The sequence below is a fragment of the Mesobacillus subterraneus genome, assembly GCF_020524355.2.
In the GTDB taxonomy this organism is placed as follows: Bacteria; Bacillota; Bacilli; order Bacillales; family Cytobacillaceae; genus Mesobacillus; species Mesobacillus subterraneus_C.
Map to the genome: position 1 here is coordinate 3,335,535 of NZ_CP129019.1, position 25,341 is coordinate 3,360,875.

At 43.8% G+C, this 25,341-nt stretch carries 18 protein-coding genes, 2 pseudogenes and 1 riboswitch; of the genes and pseudogenes, 6 read left to right on the top strand and 14 right to left on the bottom strand.

Going from position 1 to position 25,341, the window contains the following annotated elements; all coding sequences use genetic code 11:
- Positions 1-169: 169 nt before the first annotated feature.
- Positions 170-1,015: a pirin family protein gene (locus tag LC048_RS17360; RefSeq protein ID WP_226601461.1), complete on the bottom strand. Its 846-nt coding sequence runs from the start codon at positions 1,013-1,015 to the stop codon at positions 170-172.
- Positions 1,016-1,208: 193 nt separating this feature from the next.
- A riboswitch (PreQ1 riboswitch) is annotated at positions 1,209-1,253 on the top strand.
- 6 nt (positions 1,254-1,259) lie between these two features.
- On the opposite strand from LC048_RS17360, the gene LC048_RS17365 reads away from it, so the two are divergent.
- On the top strand, positions 1,260-1,745 hold the full coding sequence (locus LC048_RS17365; RefSeq protein ID WP_226601462.1) for a QueT transporter family protein: 486 nt from the start codon (positions 1,260-1,262) through the stop codon (positions 1,743-1,745).
- Between the two features lie 46 nt (positions 1,746-1,791).
- Here LC048_RS17365 and LC048_RS17370 read toward each other — a convergent pair whose 3' ends face one another.
- Complete coding sequence (locus tag LC048_RS17370) at positions 1,792-2,202, bottom strand: NUDIX hydrolase (RefSeq protein WP_226601463.1); 411 nt, start codon at positions 2,200-2,202, stop codon at positions 1,792-1,794.
- Between the two features lie 149 nt (positions 2,203-2,351).
- On the opposite strand from LC048_RS17370, the pseudogene LC048_RS17375 reads away from it, so the two are divergent.
- Together LC048_RS17375 and LC048_RS17380 are read left to right on the top strand one after the other, a co-directional pair.
- Positions 2,352-3,771, top strand: a pseudogene (locus tag LC048_RS17375) (LysM peptidoglycan-binding domain-containing protein).
- A gap of 549 nt (positions 3,772-4,320) precedes the next feature.
- Positions 4,321-7,380: an efflux RND transporter permease subunit gene (locus LC048_RS17380; protein WP_306048237.1), complete on the top strand. Its 3,060-nt coding sequence runs from the start codon at positions 4,321-4,323 to the stop codon at positions 7,378-7,380.
- A gap of 181 nt (positions 7,381-7,561) precedes the next feature.
- Here the strand turns inward: LC048_RS17380 and LC048_RS17385 are convergent, their stop codons facing one another.
- The 6 genes and pseudogenes from LC048_RS17385 to LC048_RS17410 form a co-directional block, all read right to left on the bottom strand.
- Complete coding sequence (locus tag LC048_RS17385; RefSeq protein WP_306048239.1) at positions 7,562-8,668, bottom strand: MBL fold metallo-hydrolase; 1,107 nt, start codon at positions 8,666-8,668, stop codon at positions 7,562-7,564.
- A 24-nt stretch (positions 8,669-8,692) separates the two neighbouring features.
- On the bottom strand, positions 8,693-9,352 hold the full coding sequence (locus LC048_RS17390; RefSeq protein WP_226601467.1) for an oxidoreductase: 660 nt from the start codon (positions 9,350-9,352) through the stop codon (positions 8,693-8,695).
- Positions 9,353-9,686: 334 nt separating this feature from the next.
- A pseudogene (locus LC048_RS17395) lies at positions 9,687-11,295 on the bottom strand (FMN-binding glutamate synthase family protein).
- 14 nt (positions 11,296-11,309) lie between these two features.
- Positions 11,310-11,939 carry an NAD(P)H-binding protein gene (locus tag LC048_RS17400; RefSeq protein ID WP_226601469.1) on the bottom strand — a complete coding sequence of 210 codons (630 nt, stop codon included), beginning with the start codon at positions 11,937-11,939 and terminating at the stop codon, positions 11,310-11,312.
- A 67-nt stretch (positions 11,940-12,006) separates the two neighbouring features.
- Positions 12,007-14,082: a catalase gene (locus LC048_RS17405; RefSeq protein WP_226601470.1), complete on the bottom strand. Its 2,076-nt coding sequence runs from the start codon at positions 14,080-14,082 to the stop codon at positions 12,007-12,009.
- Positions 14,083-14,238: 156 nt separating this feature from the next.
- Positions 14,239-14,622, bottom strand: coding sequence for a hypothetical protein (locus tag LC048_RS17410; RefSeq protein ID WP_226601471.1), 384 nt, complete (start codon positions 14,620-14,622; stop codon positions 14,239-14,241).
- Positions 14,623-14,990: 368 nt separating this feature from the next.
- On the opposite strand from LC048_RS17410, the gene LC048_RS17415 reads away from it, so the two are divergent.
- Complete coding sequence (locus LC048_RS17415; protein ID WP_226601472.1) at positions 14,991-15,212, top strand: hypothetical protein; 222 nt, start codon at positions 14,991-14,993, stop codon at positions 15,210-15,212.
- A 79-nt stretch (positions 15,213-15,291) separates the two neighbouring features.
- On the opposite strand, the gene LC048_RS17420 is transcribed toward LC048_RS17415, so the two are convergent.
- From LC048_RS17420 to LC048_RS17430, 3 genes are all read right to left on the bottom strand, one after another.
- On the bottom strand, positions 15,292-15,795 hold the full coding sequence (locus LC048_RS17420; RefSeq protein WP_226601473.1) for a ferritin: 504 nt from the start codon (positions 15,793-15,795) through the stop codon (positions 15,292-15,294).
- Positions 15,796-15,965: 170 nt separating this feature from the next.
- Positions 15,966-17,762, bottom strand: coding sequence for a YhgE/Pip domain-containing protein (locus LC048_RS17425; protein ID WP_306048242.1), 1,797 nt, complete (start codon positions 17,760-17,762; stop codon positions 15,966-15,968).
- Positions 17,759-19,816, bottom strand: a complete 2,058-nt coding sequence (locus tag LC048_RS17430; protein ID WP_226601475.1) for an efflux RND transporter permease subunit — start codon at positions 19,814-19,816, stop codon at positions 17,759-17,761. Before LC048_RS17430 ends, LC048_RS17425 begins: the two co-directional genes overlap by 4 nt.
- A 209-nt stretch (positions 19,817-20,025) precedes the next feature.
- On the opposite strand from LC048_RS17430, the gene LC048_RS17435 reads away from it, so the two are divergent.
- Positions 20,026-20,499 (top strand): TetR/AcrR family transcriptional regulator, encoded by a 474-nt coding sequence (locus LC048_RS17435; protein WP_371931927.1) that lies wholly within the window; start codon positions 20,026-20,028, stop codon positions 20,497-20,499.
- Between the two features lie 69 nt (positions 20,500-20,568).
- On the opposite strand, the gene rlmD is transcribed toward LC048_RS17435, so the two are convergent.
- The 3 genes from rlmD to pdaA form a co-directional block, all read right to left on the bottom strand.
- The gene (gene rlmD / locus LC048_RS17440) at positions 20,569-22,131 is read right to left on the bottom strand and encodes a 23S rRNA (uracil(1939)-C(5))-methyltransferase RlmD (RefSeq protein ID WP_226601476.1); all 1,563 of its coding nucleotides are present in this window, start codon (positions 22,129-22,131) and stop codon (positions 20,569-20,571) included.
- Positions 22,132-22,146: 15 nt separating this feature from the next.
- Positions 22,147-23,007 carry a DNA-3-methyladenine glycosylase family protein gene (locus LC048_RS17445; protein WP_226601477.1) on the bottom strand — a complete coding sequence of 287 codons (861 nt, stop codon included), beginning with the start codon at positions 23,005-23,007 and terminating at the stop codon, positions 22,147-22,149.
- A gap of 315 nt (positions 23,008-23,322) precedes the next feature.
- The gene (pdaA, locus tag LC048_RS17450) at positions 23,323-24,132 is read right to left on the bottom strand and encodes a delta-lactam-biosynthetic de-N-acetylase (RefSeq protein WP_226601478.1); all 810 of its coding nucleotides are present in this window, start codon (positions 24,130-24,132) and stop codon (positions 23,323-23,325) included.
- Positions 24,133-24,251: 119 nt separating this feature from the next.
- Here pdaA and LC048_RS17455 point away from each other — a divergent pair, with 119 nt between their 5' ends.
- A complete protein-coding gene (locus LC048_RS17455; RefSeq protein WP_306048245.1) occupies positions 24,252-25,214 on the top strand; it encodes a DUF3231 family protein in 963 nt (320 codons plus the stop codon).
- Positions 25,215-25,341: the final 127 nt, after the last annotated feature.

Sequence of the window (25,341 nt, forward strand, 5' to 3'; positions counted from 1 at the left end):
AAAGGTCTTGCTAACAACTATCGTTGCCAACAAAGCCGGGAGTGACCTCCGTATTGACGACTCTGTTGTGAAAGCTACTCCCCTTTAGGAGAAACTATTCAAATGTACCATTATGATACATGACATTACGTATTCCGTCAATTCTTTCAATTCAGCTGAAAATTCATCCTTATTCAGCTGCCTCGCCGAACTTTCCTTCCTGATAATCACGATAGGCTTGGCGAATCTCGTCCATTGAATTCATCACGAACGGTCCGTAGGCGACCACTTCCTCTTTGATAGGTTTACCGGAATATACCAATACTTTAGACCGCTTATTCGCCTTCAGCGTTAGTTCACTTGTGCCTTCACCTTCGTCGTTAAAAGTCAAAGTCGCTGCGGAAGATTTTTTTAAGTTTGTCTGGCTTGAGCCGGCATCGATTTCACCAGAAAGGATGTATAAGAATGCGTTATGAGATTCCGGCAATTCATAACTGAATTCCGCTCCCTCTGCTAGCTGGATTTCTGATAAGGAAAAAGGCACTAATGGTTCTAGAGGCCCTTTCACTCCAGCACTTTCACCTGAATACACCTTCAAAGTTCCACCGTCAAACTGGACAACAGGTGCATCCTCAGAAATTACATTTTGATAAGAAGTCGTTGTGCCTTTCAGCTCTTTAGGTAAGTTCAGCCAAAGCTGCAGTGTATGTGCTATATCATTGTCCACTGCCTCTTCTGCATGCCGTGCACCGCTTCCTGCATTCATATATTGTATGTCACCAGCTTCCAGGATGCTGTGACCGCCATGATTGTCGATGTGCTCAAGCCTTCCGTCAATGATATAGGTGATTGTCTGGAAACCGCGATGAGGATGATCAGAAAACGTCCCGCGCTTAAACCAGTCCTCCGCCATTAAAATGAAAGGATCCAACTCCCTCCAGTTTTGCGGATTCAGTACCAGTCCTGCCTGGAGGTGCGGCATCCCTCTTTCCTCATATTGAACAGTCCAATGTTTCTTGATATCTCTATTAAACATTTGCAAAACCCCTTTATCTAAAATAGCCTAGTCTTATCATCAAATTATAACAATGCGATATTATATTTTAAAATGAAGATATTTTAAACTGAGGTATTTAGGTATGTTCCATAGTGGGATCTCCAACTATTATTCTAATAAAATTATATTGTGAGAAGGACTCTTATCCTATATAATATAAAATTGGCTTTTAAATAACGTGGTTCGTAACCATCCCACGTAAAAAAACTAGGAGAGATGAAAAATGAATACGAGAACGATTGTCCGGAACGGGATTCTGGCTGCCTTATATATAGCCGTTTCTGCCGTCGTCCAGCCCTTTGGCTTCACAAATGTGCAATTCCGCGTATCGGAAATGTTCAACCACTTAATTGTTTTCAATAAGAAATATTTCTTTGGAATCGTTTTGGGTGTATTTTTAACAAACCTGCTCTTCTCACCAATGGTCGCATTTGACCTCGTCTTTGGAGTTGGCCAGTCAGTGATATCCCTACTGATTACAATTTTCACCGCAAAATATATTAAAAGCATCATCGGCCGCATGATTGTGAACACATTGGTCTTCACATTCACGATGTTCCTGATTGCGATTGAACTGAACCTGGCATTCCAATTGCCATTCTGGTTCACATGGCTGACAACCGCTGCAGGTGAATTTACGGTAATGGCAGTAGGTATTCCGGTCATGCTTGCGATTCACAAGCGCGTGAATCTGGAAAAACTGGTTTAGATAGATGAAAACGCATGGAGAAGATATCCATGCGTTTTTTTACGCCTTAAGCCTGAAGGCTGACGGAAAATTTCATCAGAAACTCCCTATCTTCTTTGAAACCAAAATCTGCTTCGCTCATCTCACTGACCTTTTTCCAGGCAATTTCATGGATCAGCCCGTCAGGATCTTGAATTTGGCTATCTCCTCCGGTTACTTTTATCTCGAAGTACTGAACCTTGACTTTCACTCCGGAAATGAGTCCAGTTTTCATAAAAAGCTGACGGACGATTTCCACTTCATACCCTGTCTCCTCCAGCACTTCCCTAATGCAGCATTGATCGAAAGTCTCTCCGGTTTCTTTGCCTCCTGCAGGTACTGCCCAAAGTTTTTCTTCGTCCTCTGTCCCCTGCAGGACCATCAATATTTCCCCATATTTATTGATGCATACACCAGCAGAACCTTCCCATGATTTCATTCTCATATCCCCCTTAACTTCCTAGCAAAAGTCTCCTCCGCGACGCTCCCTTTTAGACATTCCCTAAGAATAATAATTCCGCCTTCAACATATAATTCCTTTTTTTTGTCATAGCATATTGTAGGACTTTTTCCTGGGGGAGGTTCATTATGATCATTCATGTTGTCCAAAGAGGGGAAGCCCTGTGGCAAATTGCAAACAGATATGAAGTAACCGCTGTACAGATCAGCGAAATAAATGGTCTGGAAAACCCAAACCAGTTGGTCGTTGGCCAGGCTTTGCTTATTCCATCTTATGATGTATTCCATTCTGTCCGATACGGCGAAGCATTATTGGTCCATTGCCCAGCGATACGGAACTACCATAGAAGCCATCATCCGGGCTAATACTATCACCAACCCTGCCCTTATATACCCTGGCACTGTCCTCCGCATACCCGCCATCCGCCATACGATCCAGCGCAGTGAAACTCTATGGCAAATATCCCAGCGTTATGGGGTAACCATACAGGCAATCATCAAGGCGAATCAAATCCAAAATCCGAATCTGCTGTATCCAGGGACTATTTTAGTCATTCCAAAACGGAAACCCACAATCGAATCAAACGCATTCACCTATCATTCAGACGAAAAGGCAATTGAACTGGTCGGCGAAGTAGCCGATCTAATGACCTATATTGCTCCGTTCGCGTATGTCATTCAGCCTGAGGGTTCGCTTGTTCTTTACATGAAGGATGATACCGAAGCTATCCAGACAGGACTTGCTAAAGGCGCTCTGCCAATGATGTCGATCACCAACTTTACAGCGACTGAGGCTGGGGAAAATATCGCCCATGAAGTTCTTGCTAGTGAAGCAAATCGTAACACACTGCTAAACAATATCCTTACTGTCATGCGTGAAAAAGGTTACCGTGGTTTGAACATTGATTTCGAGAATGTCCTGCCTGTTGACCGTGAACTTTATAATACACTTCTTCAGGAAGCTGTTGATGCCCTTCATAAAGAAGGCTATTTTGTTTCAACCTCTCTTGCGCCAAAAATCAGGGCCGATCAAAAAGGACTATTATATGAAGCACATGATTATCCTGCACACGGCAGGATAGCAGATTTTGTTGTTTTAATGACCTACGAATGGGGCTACCGTTTCGGGTCGCCTCAGGCTGTTTCACCATTGAACGAAATCCGCAGAGTGCTTGATTACGCCATTACCGCTATCCCTAGGAATAAAATCTTGATGGGATTCCAGCTATATGCAAGAGACTGGATCATCCCCCATGTCCAGGGGCAGGAAGCAGAAACATACAGCCCGCAGGAAGCAGTCAGCCGAGCCATCAGATATGGCGCTGCGATCCAATATGATACTGTAGCAGCATCGCCATACTTCCGTTACACTGATGAACAGGGCCGTGAACACGAAGTATGGTTCGAAGACGCCCGCAGTGCCCAAGCAAAGTTTGACCTGATCAAGCAATATAATCTGCGTGGAGTCAGCTACTGGGTGCTTGGCTACCCGTTCCCGCAAAACTGGGCACTGCTGGACGATAACTTTAATATCAAGAAGTTGCAGTAAGACGTTTAAAGTCAGATATGAAAATTGCCTTCTAGTGAACCATCTTCTAGAAGGCTATTTTCATATCTCATCTTGATTTACTAAGAAAGTGCGTAGCTCACTCCTCGAGGCATTTTCAGTTTCTTCTATAACTCTTCCATCCATCATGATTAGGACAATCCCGGAAACATTTAGCTGACTGCAATACCTCAAATCTTCCTCCTAGCCTCGTTCACGCCATTCACGTCCGCTTCCAGAATCTAAAAATTAATTATTCTCCGTTTATCTGCCTATTCCTTATCAGTCTTAAGACCTATGTAAAAATCTGTCTCAGGCTCATTATGGAACTCTATATCTAGGGATAAAATGGAAATATATTAAGGGAATTAAAAGATTCTTATTTTTTATCCAGAGAACGATTACTGCTGCAGGTGATTTTATAGAAAAGTAATTATCATTTTACAAAATAATAGTTATATATTCCTATAAAAGTGTGTATAATCTGTCTTTGGGTGCATAAAATAGAAATTTTTTACAATCCTATTTTACGATAATAATGGGGAGGATTTTATGAGTTTATTGAAATTTATTGTTAAAAGAAAAATCTTGGTCAGTTTAATGGTCGTACTAGTTTTATTAATTGGCAGCTTTTCAGTATTAAAGCTGGATAAAGAGCTTTTTCCATCAATCAAGATGGATGGTGCTTATGTGGAAATCTATGCTGGGGAGATGCCGGCAATTGAAGTCGAAAGAACCATCACTTCTCCGCTTGAAAAAAAGATCCTTGGCATTGAAGGTGTAGAGGAAGTGCTTTCCACCAGCAACATCGGGAAAAGCTCCATGCAGCTTACGATTGAACGGGGCCGTGGTGAGGAAGTATTCAAAGAAGTCGAGTCAGTGGTCAATTCCACGACCTCCGACATGAGCGGTGTCAAAGACGTGATGACCGGACAATTCGGCACTAGCCAGGCGTATGACTTTTTCATGGATGTTTCTGGCTCTGACATGGAGAAGATGACTGCCTTTGCTAAGAACATCCTGGAACCGAGGCTCGAAGCTCTTCCTGAAGTACATGATGTCTCGCTGTCAGGCATCGTTGAAAAAGAAGTGACAGTTGAACTGAAGCGTGATGAAGTTTTTAAAAATGGACTGGATGCAGCACAGGTGATTGGCGCAATCCAGCAGGCAAACAATGAAGCAACCCTGGGCCAGCTAAACAACGAAACAAACTCCCCTTCCCTTAGATGGAATACACAGCTGGAATCGATCGAGAATGTTAAGAATCTGCAAATCCCGGCAGCGAACGGTTTTATCAAATTATCACAGGTGGCTGACGTTCAACTGCAACCTATGGAAAACTCCTCATTCGTCTGGAAAAATGGCTCGAAGGATTTTATCTTTGTCCAGGTAGGCAGAGTAGCCGATGCCACTCAAATCGAGATGGCTGAAGCGGTGCGTGAAGAAATTAAGCAAATACGTAAAGAAGGCTTGGTCAGCGGCGTTGAATTGAATGAAATGGTCGCCCAGGCGGACTATGTCAAGGAATCCATAGATGGCGTAACAAGCAACATCCTGATTGGTGCCGCAATTGCCGTTGCTATCCTGATGCTGTTCTTGAGGAATATCCGTGCTACATTGATTGTCGGACTATCGATTCCAACATCAGTGCTGCTCACTTTCGCTTCAATGTGGATTTTTGGATACAGCTTCAATATGCTCACGCTGATCGGTCTCGGACTTGGAATTGGAATGATGGTCGATTCATCCATCGTCATTCTTGAATCTATTTACCGTAAGAAGGAGCTAGGTTTAAAGAGTCTGGAAGCAGTCATAAAAGGAACCCAGGAAGTCGCCACAGCCGTTTTGGCTTCGATGCTGACGACAATTGTCGTGTTCGTACCAATCGGTTTGCTTGGCGGTGAGATGGGATCATTCATGATCATCCTTTCTGTTGTCGTCACCATCACTCTTGTTAGCTCTGTCATTGTTTCTTTCACCTTGATTCCTTCTCTATCTGAGAAGTTCCTGAAGCTGAAAAAGAAAGAAGGGACCAGCAAGGAAGGCCGGCTTGTTCGCGGATACAGCAAAATGATTTCCTGGACCATCAAGAAAAAGCGCCACAGTTTTGCTGTCATCGGTCTGTTCTTCCTTATGCTCGTCGGATCCTTGATGCTGGTGACAAAGATTCCAATGACGATCATGCCTGACATGATGAACCGTTATGCTGAGCTCATAGTGACCGTTGAACAAGGTCTCAGCCTTGAAGAAAAACAAGAAATCGTGACCGAAATGAACAAAGCATTAGGCGCGATTACAGATGTTGAATCAAACTATGTAATGGATAACGGCAGCATGTTGTACACCGTCATCAACATGACAAAAGGCGATGAAATCACAAGAGAACAAAAAAACGTGAATGAAGAAATTCTCAAGTCATTAAGAGGTCTTGAAGAAAAGGTTCCTTTGAAGAGCGTTGCAGCAGCCATGTCTGCAGGCGGCGGTTCTCCTGTTCAAGTCAATATCTCAGGAGAACGCTTTGACGAACTCAACACAATCGCTGATGGGTTTATAGAAGAGCTTAAAACAATTGAAGGAATTGTCGCGGTCGAAAACTCGATTGAAAGGACTTCCGTTGAACAAGTTGTCCAGTTCAATGAGACTGAAATTGAAAAAGCGGGACTGTCCCAGCCGCAGATCAAACAATTTATCGAGCAGGCCTTTTTACAAATGCCTGTAGGTGAAATGAAAATCAATGAGGAAAACGTTCCGTTAAAAGTAAAGTGGGATGAAGAGATGAACACCAAATCCGCTTTGCTTGACCTGAACGTTCCAACTCCTTCAGGGGAGAAAAAGCTATCTGAGTTCATCTCCTTGAAGAGCGTTGAAAATCCGAATGAAATCTCACACAAAGATGGAGAACGATATATTTCCATCTCGGCAGACATTGAAGGAAAAGACCTCGGTACCATCAACCGTGAAGTCCAGAAGCTGATGGACAAATATGACGTACCTGAAGGCTACAGCATTGCACCTGCAGGGGATCTTGAGCAGCAGCAGGAATTGGTTCAGGATATGGTTCTGATCCTGGCGATTTCCATCTTCCTTGTCTACCTGGTCATGACCGTCCAGTTCAACCATCTGGGTCACCCGCTGATTGTCATGTCCGTCATTCCGATGACAATCGTCGGCGTCATTCTTGGATTATTCCTGACACAGCAGGAACTAAGCATTATGTCCGGAATGGGCATCATCATGCTGATCGGCATTGTTCTGAATAACGCCATTTTATTGATTGACCGTACGAACCAGCTGCGAAACGAAGGCTATACTGTTCAGGAAGCACTCGTAGAAGCAGGCAAAAACCGCATCCGCCCTATTTTGATGACAACATTGACAACAGTAGGCGGCATGCTGCCACTGGCATTGGCTACTGGAGGATCGGGCAATTACCAAGGACCAATGGCAACAGCTATCATTGCTGGCCTGAGCTTTGCAACATTGATCACTTTGCTGCTGATCCCGGCTGTATATCGTATTTTTACAAGAAGTGCTGAGAAAAGAAGCTGGTTCAGCAGGAAAGCCAAGAAAAGCAAGCGTACTATCACCCCTGCACCTGAAGCAGTCAACTAAAAAAAGATCAAGGCAAAACGACTTTATCGTTTTGCCTTTTTTATGGGGCTATCTTTCATGAAAAACATCCGTGCCGTTATGAATACGAAAATAGTAGTAAGTCAATTAAACAGCGACAAAGCATTAATAAGCAATCCTTATGAACAAAAAGCCATGTTATCAGCTACATGGCTTTTGCAAATTAGTAAGAATCTGTTAGCCTCCACCAGGCAGACTTCGGAATCTCGTCCTCATCTAAAGCCATTGTCTCTCCAATTCTCGGTGTTGCAATCTGGACTCCAGCTTTTTCCGCTGACCGGACTGCCCTTTCTACCGGATCATGCCATGCATGAAGGGATAGTGTGAAAGCTCCCCAGTGTACAGGCATCATCAGCTTTCCTCGTACGTCCTGATGTGCCTGAACTGTTTCTTCAGGCATCATATGAAGCGCTGCCCAGCGATCGTCATACTGGCCGCACTCCATCAATGTGAAATCAAACGGACCATATTTCTCACCAATTTCTTTAAAATGCGGACCGTAACCGCCATCGCCACTGTAGAAAATTTTTGTATCCTGACCATTGATGATCCAGGAGCACCAAAGGGTAGCATTCCTGTCGGAAAGACTTCTGCCAGAAAAATGGCGGGCAGGAGCACAGGCAAGCTGAAGCCCTTCGAAGGAGAATTCATCCCACCAGTCATGCTCCTGGATGATTTCAGGTGAAATCCCCCATCGCTGCAAATGTGCCCCTACTCCGAGTGGGGCAATATAGTTCTTTACCTTCCCCTTAAGTTTCATGATTGAACCATAATCAAGATGGTCGTAATGATCGTGTGAAAGCACAACCGCATCTATAACCGGAAGCTCTTCTATTTTAAAAGGCAGTTCCCTGCTGTACCGCTGATTTCTTACAGGGAACGGAGTCGGTGCTTTTCCGAACATCGGATCGAATAAAATAGTCTTTCCTTCTATTTCAAGCAGGAAGGCTGAGTGCCCAAACCAGGTTACTTTTGCAGCTGAATCTTTTTCTGTTCCAGGTGCATATGAAGTCATTTGAAGCGGGACTCTCGACCTTCCCTCTGGATTACCTTTCATAAAGTCCTTCATCATCGAAATCATTGAACTAAAATCTGTATTCCATGTAGTATCAATCGGATTGACAAAACTGCCGTTTCGATATTGCGGAGACTTTGCGTATCTCGATTTTCTTTCGTCAGTATGCTTTCCGCCAAAAGCCGGATAGTAAGTCAGTACAGCATAAGCTGCCACTAAAAATAACACCAAGAATATGAAAAGATTTAACATCATCTATACCTCACAAGAGCTGATTGATTACTGGCTAATATCATGGATTTCCACAGAAGGATATACCGTCAGTCCCTTTGCATCCTTTTGGGCTACTTGATACATGGCGGATGCTACCGTCCTGCCTTCGATGGGTTTGTATTTCCTTAATGGTCCAGCAAACAGGAAGGGGACTTTCGTAGAAATGGCAGCCGCCGCTCTTTCTCCCATCCTGAATTCATCCCGATCCCCCAGTAACAAAGATGGTCGGAAGATTGCTGTTGTATCAAAAGGGATTTTTTTGATTTCTACTTCAAGCTGCCCTTTCATTTTCGAATAGAAAATCGAGGATTCAGGATTGGCATTCATCGAGCTGACAAGTAAAAATTTATGTGCTCCGTGCGAACTGGCCAATCTGGCAATCTCCACCGGATAATCGACATCTATTTTCCACATTGCTTCCTTTGTCTTCGCCTTCTTAATCGTCGTGCCAAGGCAGCAAAACACATCATCTACAGCGAATATTTCATGGTACTCATCCATTCTGTCAAAATCAACGACCTTCTCCACCAACTTAGAATGTTTGACTTCAAGAGGTCTTCTGACTATCGCCACTACCTGTTCATAATCCTCGCCATTTAATAGTAGCTTCAACAGTTCATTTCCAATTAAACCAGTAGAACCTGCAATCAAAGCTTTTTTTCCCACAATTCAAAGACCTCCCTGTACTATACCTGTTTTCATTATTCCATAATTCGCAGCTAATAGAAAAACGCAAAGAAAAATTATTTTCATGTTCAATGAAATATAGTTTTACAAACACCTAAAAACTGTATTATATGCGTACAATTTATATATAACTTCAGTCAAGGATAACCCTACGATGCTTGATGTTAAATTGTTGTTAAACATGCTTTTTTCTGGCTAGGAAAAAAACAATTGAACATCAGGATGAAATGAATGAAATCAAGGGTGAGCGATCATTGCCTTGCAACGGTAAAATAATTAATGCCTGACCTTAGAGCAAGGTCAGGCATCACGATTATATTTTCTTTTGCAATTGCGTCCTTCTCGCAGCAATAATCAAATCTTCTACTGGCGACACACGCCCAAGTTCATCCTTATGGACGATATGTTTCCGTTCAAACTGTGTCGGGCTGTCCAAGCCAGCAGCAGCTGCCAGATTGTACAAGCCTTCACGCAATGAAATGATATAGTTAGCGACCCTGTACATTTTTTCATCTACGACAAGCCCATCCTGAAGCTTCTTGTCTGTGGTCGCCACGCCTGCCGGGCAAGTATTTGAGTGGCATACCTGGGCTATGATGCAGCCGACGCTGATCATCATGCCGCGGGCGATATTCACAAGATCCGCTCCCATAGCCAGGGCGATGGCGATTTTATCAGGAGTGATCAGCTTTCCCGATGCAATCAGCTTCACTCTGTCTCGGATTCCGTACTGGCGAAGCATTTCATCCACTACCGGAAGCGCTGAATTAATTGGAAGACCAACCGTGTCCGCAAGCTCCTGGTAGGTTGCACCCGTTCCACCTTCGCCTCCATCAACTGTTATGAAATCGGGTCCTTTCCCGCTATCTTTCATGTATGAAATCATGTTTTCAAGGGCATCCATATCACCGACGACTATTTTGATTCCAACCGGCTTCCCACCAACTGAACGCAGCTCCTCAACCCAATCATACAACGAAGGAACATCGCTGAACTCATAGAATCGGTTCGGACTGTTGATCGTCTTGCCCACTTCAACCAGCCGTATTTTAGCGATTTCATCGGTTACCTTTTCTCCTTCTACGTGGCCTCCGCGGGTTTTTGCTCCCTGGGCAAGCTTGATTTCAAAAGCTTTTACCTGGGGCATCTCACTTTTCTTCTTGAACTCTTCCCAGGAGAATTCTCCGTTTGGTTTACGGACACCAAACATGTCCGGGGCCGATTTGCATCATGATATCAGGATTTCCAGCAAGATGGTGATCAGACAGCCCGCCTTCACCTGAATTCATCCACGTTCCACCTGCCAGTCCCAGACCTTTGGACATCGCCTGGATGGCTTTCTCGCCAAGGGCGCCATAGCTCATCGCAGACTGGCCTACCTGGCCCTTTACACGAAAGGGATAGCGGCAGGTTTGCTCGCCCAGCACTACTGCATCATCATCCTGCAAATAATACGGGTCTGCCAGTTTCTCCTCACTATGTTCCTTTCTTGTAAAAAGGCCCTCCCCATCAATCTTATAAACTTTTGTTTTGATTTTATCTGCATTATCGACTTTCATCTCAGTAGTCAATCTAGGGAACAGCGTATTTCTGATGTAAAAACCTTCTGCTACAAAGTCCTTTAATGAACCAAATCCTATCAATCTTTCCTTATATTTACCCGCCTTTACGACATCCTGGTATTCTTTGCGTGAAAAAGGCTTCCCTTCATTGTCAGCGTTAAACAAATATTGCCTTAGCTCCGGACCGATATGCTCTGTAAAATAACGAACCTTTCCAAGCACAGGAAAATTCCTTAAAATTGAATGTTGCTGCTGATTGTCGTCTTTTATATATAAATAGATAAATAGAATGACCGGCACCATGATAATCAAAGCTATAAAAATAAACAAGCCGATCACTAGATAATCCGTCAATCCCATTAGGATCCCCCTTCCTATAATGAAGATAAAGCTTTTGTTATGACTGTATCTCCTTCTGCGACCTCGAAGGTCTTGTTAATAGCAGCTTCGGTTTCAAGCGACATAACCAGTACTTCCGCGATATCCTCGTGTGAAATTTCAAGCTCCTTCGAGTCCAGTGTTTCACCCGCAGATATTTTCCCAATACCAGGTTTATCTGTAAAAGCTCCCGGCTGCACAATGGTATACATCAAATTTGATTGCCTCAGCAATTCATCCGGCATCTCTTTTGCGCCAATTTCCATGCTGTCATCGCCTGCTTCTTCGTTGGCCGTGATGGCGCTCATCATCACAAAACGCTTGACGCCCTGCTTCTCTGCTTCCTTCACAGTCTCAATCACTGATTGATGGTCCACCATTACAGTTCTGCCAGTTTTCGCCTTTGGATTGATGCCAGTTAGATATATAGCAGCATCATACCCTTGGAATAAAGCCGGCAGGATGCTTTCTTCATATAGAACAACTTCGGTAGCTCCTCGCTTTTTCATCAGGTCGATTTGATTCTCATCGCTGACGACTGCGCACGATGTATATCCATTTTCCATCAGCTTGCTGACAACAAACTCCCCGACGCTGCTATGTGCACCAATCACGATTACTTTCATTTTGGTCCCCTCCTTTGTAAAAAAGAGAAACAGATTATATCCGTTTCTCTTTTTACTCACTTAGAAATTACATCATCCGGTTCCAGTGGCGATGTTCGGCAATGGTCTCAATGAACTTCTGGCTATGAGCCGCCACTTCTTTGCCGCTCTCAAATATAACGACACCTGGCACACCCTCTGGTTGTATGCCCGCTGCAGCCAATAATTCTGCAGCTTCTTTTCCTGCACCAACTGCTTTTAGATGACTGAAAGCCTCATCAACAAAGTAGACCGCTTCCTTTTTCTGCTTCAGGCTGTCAACGCTTTGCTGGCCGCCGGCAACATACAGCGCATCAAAGAGGACAGAGCTGCCAGTCAGCAGGGTATGCTGGACTTCAAGTTCCGTGCCATCATCGCCTTTGATCATCCCTAGCTGCTTGCTGACTATTTCTGCCGTGATGCCGCTCTTTTTCAGCAGATCCATCAAACCGGAAACTTCTGCCCCGTTAAAACCATTGTCAGCAAGGATTGCAACCTTCCTTGTATTAGGCAGTTTTGCTGTATTCATCTGGCTCAATGCCGGCGAAGTCATGGTCACTTCTGCTGGCTTGCTTGTCGGCTTATTGACTCCTAAGCTTGCAGCGACTTCCTCAGCAAGGAAAGTATCAATATTTCCGAGCATCTCGACGACCTGCTGCTGCACATCCTTGCTCTTCACTTTTCCAAGCTCAAAACTGAAAGCCTCAATCATATGCTGCTTTTCCACATCAGACATACTATTCCAGAATAGAGTCGCCTGGGAATAGTGATCCTTGAAGCTGTCACTGCGTGCCTGGACTTTTCTTCCCTCTACTTTTTCCTGGTGATGTTCATATCCTCCTTCGCTTACAGGTGAAGGCTTAGGATCATTGCTTTGCAGTGAATTTTTGTGATAAGCGACCTGCCCGCGGTCAACCGTCATCCGGTGCATACCATCACGCTGGTTGTTATGGAATGGGCAAACCGGCCTGTTGATCGGGATCTCGTGGAAGTTCGGGCCTCCGAGACGGGATAGCTGCGTGTCAGTATAAGAGAACAAACGCCCTTGAAGAAGCGGGTCGTTTGAAAAATCAATCCCTGGAACGACATGTCCCGGGTGGAAGGCCACCTGCTCTGTTTCCGCAAAGTAATTGGTCACATTTTGATCAAGCGTCATTTTTCCGATGATCTTGACTGGCACCGACTCCTCCGGCCAGACTTTTGTAGGGTCCAATACATCGAAATCGAATTTAAACTCATCTTCTTCGTCAATCATCTGGACGCCCAGCTCGTACTCCGGATAATTCCCCATCTCAATCGCGTCGAACAGATCCCGGCGGTGGAAATCCGGATCCTTCCCGGCAAGTTTCTGGGCTTCGTCCCAGACTAATGAATGGACACCCAGTACCGGTTTCCAGTGGAATTTAATGAAGCGTGACTTGCCCTGTTCATTCACGAACCTGAAGGTGTGCACGCCAAAGCCCTCCATCATCCTGAAACTGCGTGGGATTGCACGATCTGAAATATGCCACATGATCATATGAGCTGATTCCGTATTATTCGCAATAAAATCCCAGAACGTGTCATGCGCCGATTGAGCCTGGGGGATTTCATTATGCGGCTCTGGCTTTACCGCATGAATCAAGTCAGGGAATTTGATTGCATCCTGGATGAAGAAAACAGGGATATTGTTACCAACAAGATCATAATTACCTTCTTCTGTATAAAATTTAGTCGAAAAACCTCGGACATCACGAACCGTGTCGCCAGATCCGCGTGAACCGGCCACCGTTGAAAATCGCACAAACACGGGAGTCTTTTTGGCAGGATCCTGCAGGAATCCTGCTTTCGTATATTCAGCCATTGGCTCATAGACCTGGAAATGACCATGGGCGGCAAATCCCCTCGCATGCACGACACGCTCCGGAATGCGCTCATGATCAAAATGGGTCATCTTCTCACGGAAATGGAAATCCTCCATCAATGTTGGACCACGGGCTCCTGCTTTCAAGGAATGTTCATCTTCAGATACACGCAGCCCCTGGTTAGTCGTCATTGCTTCACCATTATGTCCAGACCTGAATTGCTCAAGCTGCTGATCCTTTGAATTTTCGTTCGTAGATTGATTGGTCTCGTCCTTCTTCACTGATTCATTCCTCCCACTCTTGATATGGGAGCATGCAGACAAATATGTAATCGCTCTCAAGTTGCTTTTTTTTATTCACCATGATTGACCATGCTCCTATATGGACGTATACCACAAGAGAAAGCCCGCTAAACGATTAGTCAGCGGGCTTTCTTTTTACAAGTTTTCATTCAAGTATTCTTTCGCATCCTCAGGAGAAGCGAATGGTTTAACTAAGGTAATTTCATTCCCGTCGTTGGCAACTGCAAGGAACCCATCGGCTACCTGGATAATATCTGCAGAAACATTCTTTTGCCCTTCAGTCTTTACAGTATCATCGATTGTGGCCTGTCCTTTATCAACCCAAGACTGGACTTCAACCGCGTAAGCGTCATAATCCATTCCTTCGTAAAACCTTTCTTGCAGATAATCCGTTGTCACCGGATCATCCTCAGTTTTCACTTCCGTTTCCGGCGGACCTTCCTGGCCAACTTCACCGTCATCAGCACTGCACCCAGCAAGGATTCCTGCTGCCGTTAAAGATATCAGTAGTTTCTTCATAAGATCCTCCTTGTTGTTTGATTCTCTTATTAGTTCTATACCCTATTTAACATACGAAAAAAGTTTCTAGGTCAGTATGGATGGAATTGGCAATATTGCTGCAGCCAGATAACTCTTTTTGGTATTAAATCTTCTAACTGGTATTATAATCGCTACAACTGGTATTAAATCTTCTCCAGCTGGTATTATATTCGCTGCACCTGGTATTCACTTTCTATCAACTGGTAATAAATTCTCTGCAACCGGTAATAAAACTCCACAAACCGTTGATAAATTCATCTCAACCGTTGATAAAATCGCTGTAACCGGTTTTTTATTTTCCAAAAGGAGAAAAATTCTCCTCCCTGGCCTTTGAAGATATCTATTTTTTGGTTTTTTTCGTAAAATCCTTTTATTTTGCAATCAAGTTTGAGAATCTATTGTTTTTCCTTTCTAGAGATCCTCTCTTTCTCTACTGTGTAAGTAAGCGTAAGCGCCTTGGTCAGCCCCGACATGCGCTGGAGGCCCTGACAGTGAAGTTGTTCTTTGACTTCATTGGCAGGACCGAAGCGACTCGAGGGGCTAGGCGCTGGAGCTGGACACTAATCTAAGTACATAAATTTTATGCTTTCTGGTTCAGCAAAAAAGCAGGATTCCCAACTAGGGAATCCTGCTTTTTGATATATCTATTCACTCTGGCGCAGTAAATGAACGCTGTGCCAGTTCGTTTTCGAGCATGAAGAATGCGTTGCTGTCCTTATCGATGCGTCGCAGCTTTTGAATTAGGCTGTCAAAAAGGGCTTCTTCTTCTACCTGTTCTTCAATGAACCATTTCAGGAATGTCATCGTTGCGTGCTCTCGCTCATCCAGTGCAATATCTGCAAGATGATAAATGCGGCGTGTTACTTCCTTCTCGTGGCCAAGTCCTTTTTCAAAAACATCAAGAACAGACTCGAAATCGTTTGATGGAGCGTGGAACCCATCGAATGTCACGCGCTCACCCATATCATTAATGAAATTGTAAAATTTCATCGCATGGAAGCGTTCTTCTTCAGCTTGTACCAAAAAGAAGTTTGCAAAGCCATCGAGATTCTCCGCTGAGCAATACGCAGCCATTGCCATGTATGCGTGCGCAGAATAAAACTCATAATTCATTTGTTGAACCAAACCATCAACCAACTTATCGCTGATCATTGTATTCCTCCTCAATCCATGCAGCTATTGTCTTTTTACGCTAACATATTTATTTTACCTTCACAATTGAATTTTACCCTTTTGTATGGATAAAAACCATGTTTATCCAAGTCAAAAATAAAAAAGGACAGTCCGTAAGCCACATCCAAGCTTCCGGAGCTGACCTAAATTTATTTGAATAAATCCATTAAAAGATCCCAAAAGCCTTTCTTTTTCTCTGGCTTCGCCTTCTTCGTCTCTTGCTCTTCTTTTTCAATGGCTTCTGTTTTGATGACGAATTGTACTGAAGTGACGTTCTCGTTCTTCGGGGAAACGAAAGAAACTGGCTCGAAGTCCGATTTGTCATACTCCTTGATCATATCAGTGATTTCCTGCTGCATTTGCTCAGGCAAGTTTTTCGTTTCCTGGTGCAATTCATTTGTTCCGTCTTTGAGTTCACCGACTCCTCTGTTCAATTCAGCTGTGCCATCTGCCAGACCGGCAATTCCAAAATGCAGCTGATTATAGGAAGCTGCAAGCTTGCTTACTCCTCCTGTAAATCCATCAAGACCGGAGTGGAATTCCCCGTATTGTGAGGACAATTCCGCGAGCCCTTTCTGCAACTGTTCCAGGCCGCTCATATCCATGTCCTTAAGGGATGCAGACAGTTCATCCGCAATTGTTGTCAGTCCTGCACTCATTTCAGTTACAGAGCCGCTGACCTGCTTCAGTGTTGGGTCAACAGCTGCAAAGGCTTCCTGTACCTGTGAATAAGTACCTTTGACTTTTTGGGCAGCTGTATAGGACTCCACCAGTTTATTAATAACATTCGCATCTGCGCCGCTGCTGTATAATGCTTCTATCTCTTCTTCTGAAACTTCATGGGCCGGAATTTCTTTGATCGCTCCATCAAGTGCACCGTAGGCATTTGCGTAATTTTCGCGCAAAGTTGTCAGCCCATCGGCTGCCTGCTTCATCCCGCTGGCTAATTGATTCAGTACAGCCGGCAGCTCACTCATGCTTGTCACGTCCATTTGAGTTGAATCCCCTGAAAGTGACGTGCTGATTTGCTTCAATGCATCACCAATGGAACTGGATGCACTGACGATTTGTGAGGAGGAACCATTCAGCTCACCAATGCCGTTTTTATATTTTGCCGAACCGTCACGCAGGCTAGCTGCACCATTGTTCAATTGTGAAACACCACTGTTCAGGTCGGCAACTCCATTATTCAATTTACTGATTGCGTCTGATAATGCCGACATATCATCGGTCATGCTCTCCATTTCCGAAGTATCGATCGGCAGAGTTGAAGGAACGGCTGCAATATCGACACCTGTGAATTCAAAATCCTCCACGTCGGCTTCGACACTGAACTCTTCCTCCTGGCCCGGCATGACAGTAAAGGTAATTTGCTTGTTCTTTCCGGCATTTGCAACCATTCCAGCATCAGCTTCTATATTTTGATAGCTATTAGCTAATTGCAGCGAAACTTGCAATAAGTAATTCTCAAAATACACGCTGTCTGCTCCTTCATTGGCTGTAGTACTGATCTTCATTTCCAAATGGCCTTCTTTTCCTGCAAGCTCAGATGCTTCAACTTCACGTCCATCAAGAAAATAGGAAATCTTAATCTCCCATGGCAGCTCTGTATTGTCTTCCATGTTTCCCTGATAATAGAACTTTCCTTCTGGGGCATCGATCCGGACAGCCTGCCCGTTTTGATCAAGTTCAGACAGGTTAGTCAGGTTTTTGACGCTGCTGTACATCCCATAATCGAGAATTTCTCCAGCCTTCGTTACTTCCAATGTATTGACCACATAAATATCATCAAGATGTCCATTGGATTTTAATGTGGCATAAACAACTTCGTCTTTGGAGGTGATCTTCCCTCCAGTTTCTGCCGCTGCTCCATGACTAAGAAATGTAGGCAGGATGATCATTGATGCTAGAGCAGCAGGAAGTAATTTATTTGTTCTCATCATCATTTCTCCTCGTAAAAATTTGCTTTATAGGTCGTCTTTTTTATGAATTTATCGAATACCAGCAGCATTGCTGGCAATAAGAAGACGACCATCACGAACGCAAGCAATGCTCCCCTTCCTAATAACAGGCCGATGGATCCAACAATCGGGTTGGAAGACGTCAGCCATAAAATAAATCCGACACTCGATAAAATCGCTGCAGATATCGAGATGGAGAAGGTTTTTGCATCTAATGTTTTCACGATTGCTTTTTTCGCGGACATGTCCTGGCGATTATGCTGGTAAGCTTCCGTCAGCAAAATAGCGTAGTCTACCGTCGCGGCAAGCTGTACCGTGCTGATGATCAAATATCCGACAAACACCAGCGATGAACTTGTAAAATACGGAATCGACAGATTGATCCAGACCGCTGACTGAATCGTGATCAGCAGCACCAGCGGAATCGAAATTGACTTAAAGGTTGCCAGCAGGACGATCGCAATCGTCACGACAGTTAATACATTCACGACAATATTATCCTTGTTGACGACATTTTTAATATCATACAATGTGACGCTTTCCCCGAGGCTCAGTGCCTTGTCGCCATAATATCTTTCAGCTGCTCCATTTACCTTCTGAACGATTGAAAAAGGAATATCTCCTTCTGTCCCCTGATTCGTATTAATGATGATCCTGCTGTAATTTTTCGAATAAAATTCGTTCGTGATCGATTCATCCAGGTATTCAGGAGGAATGACCGAGCCTACCATATTGACATAGGCAATCACACTTGTGACGTAATCCAGATTCTCCAGCTCTTGGACCAGCTCTGCTTCCTTTGCAGTATCTCCTTTAGGAACCAAAAGGACAACCGGGGTCGTTTCTCCAAACGCTTCTTTGATCTTGATAAAATCACTGCCGGCTCGTGTCGTTTCCGGCTGTTCGCCAAGCCCATACGTAAACGCCGTATTGCTTTGCGCCAAAAAGCTTGGAACAAGAATAGCAAAAACGAGCAGGAGACTTGGGATTTTCAATTTTACGACAAAGCTGCCGATTCCAGTAAAGCTTGGAACAAAGCTTCTGTGCTGCGTTTTGTCCATCCATTTATAGAAAAATAATGTCAGCGCCGGCAAAAATACCATGACGCTACTAAAGCTTAAAACAATTCCTTTTACGAGATTGATCCCAAGGTCCGAGCCTATTTCAAATTCCATGAATGTCAGGGCAATGAATCCAAAAAATGTAGTCGCTGCACTGGCGGTGATTGCCGGGAATGACTTTTTCATCGCCATACGCATCGCTTCTTCAGGATTATTGGTCTGCTTCCGATAATCTGAAAAGCTATGAAGCAGGAAAACGGCATAATCGAGTGAAACAGCCAGTTGCAGGATCGGAGCGACCGACTGGGTAACAAAGGAAACCTCGCCGATAAAAATGTTCGTGCCAAGGTTGATGAGAACCGATACCCCGATCGCCGTCAGGAAGAATAAAGGCTCGATCCATGAAGTGGTTGAAATCGCGAGAATGAAAATAATAATTGGAACGAGCAAAATCGCTGCATACATCGATTCTGTCCCAGCCATTTTTTGTGAGGATGCGGTATTGATGGCTTCGCCCGCAATCGCTCCGTCTTCACCAATCAAGGCATAAATACCATCGGTGATTGATACTTCATCACCAGAGCGGACGCTGATGGAGAACAGCGCATTCCCATCTTTATAGTAGTTTTCGACTGTCTCTTTATCAGCCATCTCGAGGGGAGTTTTTAAATCCACCACATCATCAAGCCATATGACATCGCCAACACCATCAATCGCTGACAATTCCTCTTTGAGGCTTAGTGCTTGCTGCAAGGATATATCCCTTACCATCACCCTAGTATCTGGTACCTCTGCAGTAAACTCCTTTTCCATCACTTCCATTGCCCTTGTTGACTGAGCATCATCTGGCAGATAATCGACCATATTATAATTGACCGACACAAAAAATTGCGCCACCGTCGAGATTAACGTAAATAAAAAAAATGCGATCACAACAGCTTTTTTATGTTTTATGATTTTTTCAGCAATGCTTATCATTCTTCAACCTCACTTGAGTCTTTTGCCATTTCACTTTATCATTATATAAACACCGTGTTGTCTATTCAACAAACAGTTGCGTACATAACGTGCAATAAACAACATATGATTAATTTCTGTTGTTTAACTCAATGTTTTGCAGATAAAGGAAGGGTTTATTTGATGGACAGACGAAAAAAGTAACAAGGATGGTTCTTAAGGAAAGTCTGATGAACTTATTGAAAAACAAAACGATTTCCAATATCACCATAAAAGAAATCTGTGAGTTGGCAGACATCAATCGCTCCACATTTTACTCTCATTTTTCCAGTCAATATGACCTGCTGAATGCGATTGAAGAAGAATTCATTGAAGATATGACAGCGACGCTTAACCAATATAATTTTTCCAAAGAAGAAGAAGCTTTAAAAATGACAGAGAAGACCCTTGAGTATATTGCACTGAAAAACGATGTATGCCAGACACTCCTTAGCGAAAACAGTGATATCCACTTCCAGAAAAAAGGAATGGCGATCACGCAGGAATTCATCTTCAAAAACTGGATTCGCGACAAACACTTTGACCGTGATACATTTGAATATATCAATAGATTTGTCGTAAGCGGAAGTATATATGTGATTAAAAACTGGGTGGAATACGGGATGGACAAAACACCGAGAGAGATGGCAGAAAATCATCAATAACTTCATAAATAGAGGATTATCGAACATACGATAAAGCGCCAGCCCATCTATCCGGGGCCGGCGCTTTCATTATTTCAGTACCAGTCTCGTGACACTCTCAATCTGAGAAGTGTGCGGGAACATGTCGACTGGCTGGATGTATTCAACTTTATATTTTGAGCCGAGTGTCATGATATCCTTTGCAAGTGTTGAAGGATTGCAGGAAACATAGACAAAGGATTTTGGTTTGATTTTTAGGACTGTCTGCAGGAATTCGTCATCGCAGCCTGTTCGCGGCGGATCGACGACAATTACATCCGGCCTCCAGCCTTCCTTCAGCCATTTTGGAAGCAGTTCCTCAGCTTTGCCCATATAGAACCTGGCATGATTGACCTCGTGCTTGATGGCATTTTTCTTTGCATCTTCGATCGATTCTGCAATGACGTCCATTCCGCGGACCTCTCCAGCCTGATCGGCCATCCATAATCCAATTGTCCCAACTCCGCAATAGGCATCAACCAGCTTTTCTTTACCTGTCAGCATCGCCGCTGCCTTCGCTTCATTGTAGAGTTTAACAGTCTGTTCCGGGTTCAGCTGGAAGAATGTACGTGCAGACAATTCAAACTGCAGGTCGCCCAGTGTTTCCTGGATATAATCATTGCCTTCCAAAGTCGCCGTTTCGTTTCCGAAAATGACCGAAGTTTTCTCTCCATTGACGTTTTGGACAATCGAGTTAACCTCTGGCAGCCTCTTTTTGATTTCCTGGATGATGATGTCCTTTTTCGGAAGCTCTTTCTGTGTCGTAATCAAGACAATTTGGAGCTCTCCGGTCTGGACACCTGTCCTGGCAACGATTGTCCGGACGAGACCTTTGTGCTTCTTCTCATTGTAAATCGGAATCTTCAAATCCTGCAGAATGCCTTTTACAATCTCTGTAGCTTTTGTCGTTGCCGGATGCTGGACCGCACACTGCTCGATATTGATCAAGTTGTGCGAGTTTAAGCCATAAAGACCGGCAAGTATCTTACCGTCCTTTTCGCCAACCTGGAACTGGCTCTTGTTCCGGTAACCCCATGGGTTTTCCATACCGATAGTCTGGCGGATATCCAGGTCATCGATTTTCAGCTTTGTATGGCGCTCCATAGCCTGGATGACAATGTCACGTTTTTCATTGAGCTGCTGGTCATAGCGCAAATGCTGGAGCTGGCAGCCTCCGCACTGGTCGTAGACCGGACACAGCGGCTTGATCCGATGCTCTGATTGCTTGCGGATTTTCTTGATTTTCGCCTCAGCAAACTTTGGATGTACCTTCGTCGCCTCCGCAACAATTTCCTCACCCGGCAAAGCACCCGGCACAAACACGACCTGGCGCTTGAAATAACCTACGCCTTCTCCATTGATACCAAGACGCTTGATCGTCAGCGGGAAGGTTTGTTTCAGCTCCAGTTTCGCGGTTTGCTGGTCTTTGCTCGGCTGCAGGCCCTGTTTTTTATACTTGCCTTCACTTACTTGCTGTCCTTTTTTGATAGGATTGGTTTTTTTTACATGCGAGTCTTTGTCAGCTGGCTTCCCGCCTTTTTTATACTGCTCTTTGCTCTTTTGCTGACCTATTTTGAGTTGATGCTCTTTTTGCTTTTGCTGCTCTTTTTTCATAAAACTTCACTCCAATTATTCAATGCTTCTCCATAAATAGAGCGAAGCATAGCTTAAATAAGGGTTCCATGGTTCTTTAAACTTTTCCATTTCAGCAGGGGTCGGTTTTTCCTCAAGATTGAAATACTTTTTCAGTGCATTCTGGATGCCAATGTCGCCCATCGGGAATAAATTCGGCCGCCCGAGCGCGAACATCTGGAAGTTTTCAACCGTCCATGGACCGACGCCGCGAATCTTGATCAATTCCCGGGCAACTTCCGCATCAGGCATTGACTTCATTTTTTCAAAATCAAGCTGTCCGGATGCTGCCATCTCGGCAATGCCAATCACATATTCAGCCTTCCGCCCGCTGAATTGTAGTTCCCGCAGCTGTTCAACTGTCAGTTGAGCGACTTTTTCCGGATTCGGATAATACCAGACACCATCCAGTTCCTCGCCGAAAGATTTCACGAACCGTTCTGTTAAAGTAAAAGCGAACTTAAGATTGACCTGTTGATGAATAATACTCTTGATAAGACTTGAAAATGGATCAAATTCAAGGACGAGCGGAGTGCCATAATGTTCATTGAACAAGTTTTTTAACTCCGTCGTCTGAAAATGCTCATGAATGTGGATTAATTTCACATCCCATTGAAAAATTTCCGTTAGACGCTGCAGAGTCATTTCTTTGTCATGGTCAGCACGAATAAGGAATTCAGGCTTTTCCAGAGTCCCCGTTCCGATGACATCTGCTACGACTTTTTTATTTTTAAAATCAAGCGGCACCTTCACATGTCGCTTTTCTATATCCACCGAATGAAGAGGATCGAGCGCCAGCCTGCTTAAAGCAAGATCAAAATCATATGGACCTGAAAATGCCACCTTTTCTTCCCACATACACAAACCGCCCTTAAGTATTTTCCCCGTATTATAGCATTTCCGCAGGATTTTTACGAAGAAATGGGGTTTTTTAAAAAGGAAGCTTTATCTGTTTGTTTAAAATTCTGATATGAAATGGGTAGCTGTTATTTTTATAGCGAAAAAATCTTTTTTATAGCGAAAAAGAAGATATTATAGCGATAATTTCTTTTTTATAGCGAAAATAAAATTTTTATAGCGAAAAATTCATTTTTATAGCGACTTGGAAATTATCTAGAACTTTTTCCAATTTCAATAATCCCGGCACCAAAAGATGCCGGGACAAACTGCCACTCAGTACAACATCGGATCCTTCATTCCGCTCTTGCTTAGCATCAAATCATCAAGGCTTTTAAAATTGTAGCCTTGTTCTTTCAAATCCCTGATTACTTTTCCCAGTGCATCAGCGTTATCCTTGGATACGGTGTGCAAAAGCAGGACTGCGCCTGGGTGGATCTGCGTCATGATTTTATCATAAGAGTATTGAGCGCCTTTTTGCTGGTCGGTATTCCAGTCAACGAAAGCGAGCGACCAGAAAACATGGGTGTATCCGGCTTCCTTCGCAGCTGCCATCGTCTTTTCGCTGAAAATCCCCCGTGGGGGCCGCAAATACGTCATATGCTTTTTCCCTGTGATTCTCTCGGTTTCAGCTCTGACCATTTCCAGTTCCTTTTTAATCTTCTCTTCACTGATCTTCGTCATATCAGGGTGGTGCCAGGAATGATTGCCGATGATATGGCCTTCATTCGCCATTCGCGCAACAAGCTCTGGAGCACTTTCGAGATAATGCCCTGTCACGAAAAAGGCAGCAGGCACCTTTTCCTCCCTTAAAATATCGAGGATTTTTTCAGTATAGCCATTTTCATATCCGTTATCGAAGGTTAAATAGATATCCTTTGAATTCTTGTCTCCTTTGTAAACTGCTCCGTGGTCTTCAAGGATGACCTCAAACATCCTGCCTGCATCTGCCTGCCTTCCATTGCGGCCCTTCTTGAACCCCCAATGCAAAGGTGAATTGGAGTTATCCTCTGCATCCGTTGTCGCTGGCAAGGTAATTAGCAGCAGCATCGCCGAAGCAAGCAAAATTTGAAAAATCTTTTTCATGATGTTCCTCCATTGATGTTTTTGCTTAGTGTTTGTCAGCTTGTCAAAAAAATTCTTATAAGTATATATCAATTTAAATAGCGAATAGTAAAAACATACAAAACACTAAGGAGAACGCTATGTCAGAAGAACAAAAGATCGGTTGGACATCTGGAGAAGTAGGCAACCTTTGGAATATATATATGGCGAACTCAATGGCTGCCTGTATGTTCAAACATTTTCTATTGCACGTGGACGATGAGGAGATCAAGGATTGCCTTATAACAGCAGATCAATTGAGTAAAAAGATCCTCGCAGAATTGGAAGAACTTTTTACAGCTGAAGGAATGACCATACCAAATGGATTTTCAGATGCTGACGTAAATGAACAGGCTCCCCGGCTGTTTTCAGATAGTTTTTACCTGAACTACCTTGATATGATGGTCAAATATGGGGCGCTCTATTACAGCGTCGCGCTGCCAGGTTTCTCGAAGATGGAGCTGCGCCATTCAATCACGAACATCAATATTTCTTCACTCAATCTTTCGAATAAGGTAACTGAAATGATGCTAAAGAAGGGATTGCATGTCAGGCCACCATACATCCCGATAACAAAAGAAACGTCTTTTGTAGAAAAACAAAGCTTTTTTAATGGCTATTTTGGCGATAAAAGATCTCTATCAGCTATGGAAATAACCCATTTATTTCTGAACATCCAGGTCAATGCGATCAAAACGATTCTTGTCATGGGATTCAGCCAGGTTGCGAAGAAAGAAGAGGTAAGGGATTATTTTTTACGAGGGAAAAAAATTAATATTAAACAGCACAACACACTTTCCCAGATCATGTATAAAGAAGACTTGCCTGTATCCATTCCAAGCCAATTTATGATTACCGATTCGACTGAAGCTCCTTACTCAGATAAGCTTATGCTCTTCCACATTTCAAATCTGTCTTCCGCAAAGGTGCGGAACTTTGGAGATTCAATGGCAGTAAGTCCGCGGCATGATCTCGCGGCAACTTACGCAAGATTCCTTATTGAGACAGCGAATTTCGCTGAAGATGGGGCAAATATTCAAATCCAAAACGGCTGGATGGAATGACCGCCGGGAAATGTGGATCGAGAGCAGCTGGCAAAACGGAAGAAATAGCGACAAAGGCTACCTGTCCTGTCTAACTTCGGCAAGCGTCTGGAAAAGTCAGGAGACGCATCTAGACAATAAAAAGGAG

Bases quoted from the DNA above. Each gene is read 5' to 3' on its own strand.
- LC048_RS17360 (WP_226601461.1), bottom strand. From the start codon at position 1,015: ATGTTTAATAGAGATATCAAGAAACATTGGACTGTTCAATATGAGGAA.
- LC048_RS17365 (WP_226601462.1), top strand. From the start codon at position 1,260: ATGAATACGAGAACGATTGTCCGGAACGGGATTCTGGCTGCCTTATAT.
- LC048_RS17370 (WP_226601463.1), bottom strand. From the start codon at position 2,202: ATGAAATCATGGGAAGGTTCTGCTGGTGTATGCATCAATAAATATGGG.
- LC048_RS17380 (WP_306048237.1), top strand. From the start codon at position 4,321: ATGAGTTTATTGAAATTTATTGTTAAAAGAAAAATCTTGGTCAGTTTA.
- LC048_RS17385 (WP_306048239.1), bottom strand. From the start codon at position 8,668: ATGATGTTAAATCTTTTCATATTCTTGGTGTTATTTTTAGTGGCAGCT.
- LC048_RS17400 (WP_226601469.1), bottom strand. From the start codon at position 11,939: ATGAAAGTAATCGTGATTGGTGCACATAGCAGCGTCGGGGAGTTTGTT.
- LC048_RS17410 (WP_226601471.1), bottom strand. From the start codon at position 14,622: ATGAAGAAACTACTGATATCTTTAACGGCAGCAGGAATCCTTGCTGGG.
- LC048_RS17420 (WP_226601473.1), bottom strand. From the start codon at position 15,795: ATGATCAGCGATAAGTTGGTTGATGGTTTGGTTCAACAAATGAATTAT.
- LC048_RS17425 (WP_306048242.1), bottom strand. From the start codon at position 17,762: ATGATGATGAGAACAAATAAATTACTTCCTGCTGCTCTAGCATCAATG.
- LC048_RS17430 (WP_226601475.1), bottom strand. From the start codon at position 19,816: ATGATAAGCATTGCTGAAAAAATCATAAAACATAAAAAAGCTGTTGTG.
- LC048_RS17435 (WP_371931927.1), top strand. From the start codon at position 20,026: ATGAACTTATTGAAAAACAAAACGATTTCCAATATCACCATAAAAGAA.
- rlmD (WP_226601476.1), bottom strand. From the start codon at position 22,131: ATGAAAAAAGAGCAGCAAAAGCAAAAAGAGCATCAACTCAAAATAGGT.
- LC048_RS17445 (WP_226601477.1), bottom strand. From the start codon at position 23,007: ATGTGGGAAGAAAAGGTGGCATTTTCAGGTCCATATGATTTTGATCTT.
- pdaA (WP_226601478.1), bottom strand. From the start codon at position 24,132: ATGAAAAAGATTTTTCAAATTTTGCTTGCTTCGGCGATGCTGCTGCTA.
- LC048_RS17455 (WP_306048245.1), top strand. From the start codon at position 24,252: ATGTCAGAAGAACAAAAGATCGGTTGGACATCTGGAGAAGTAGGCAAC.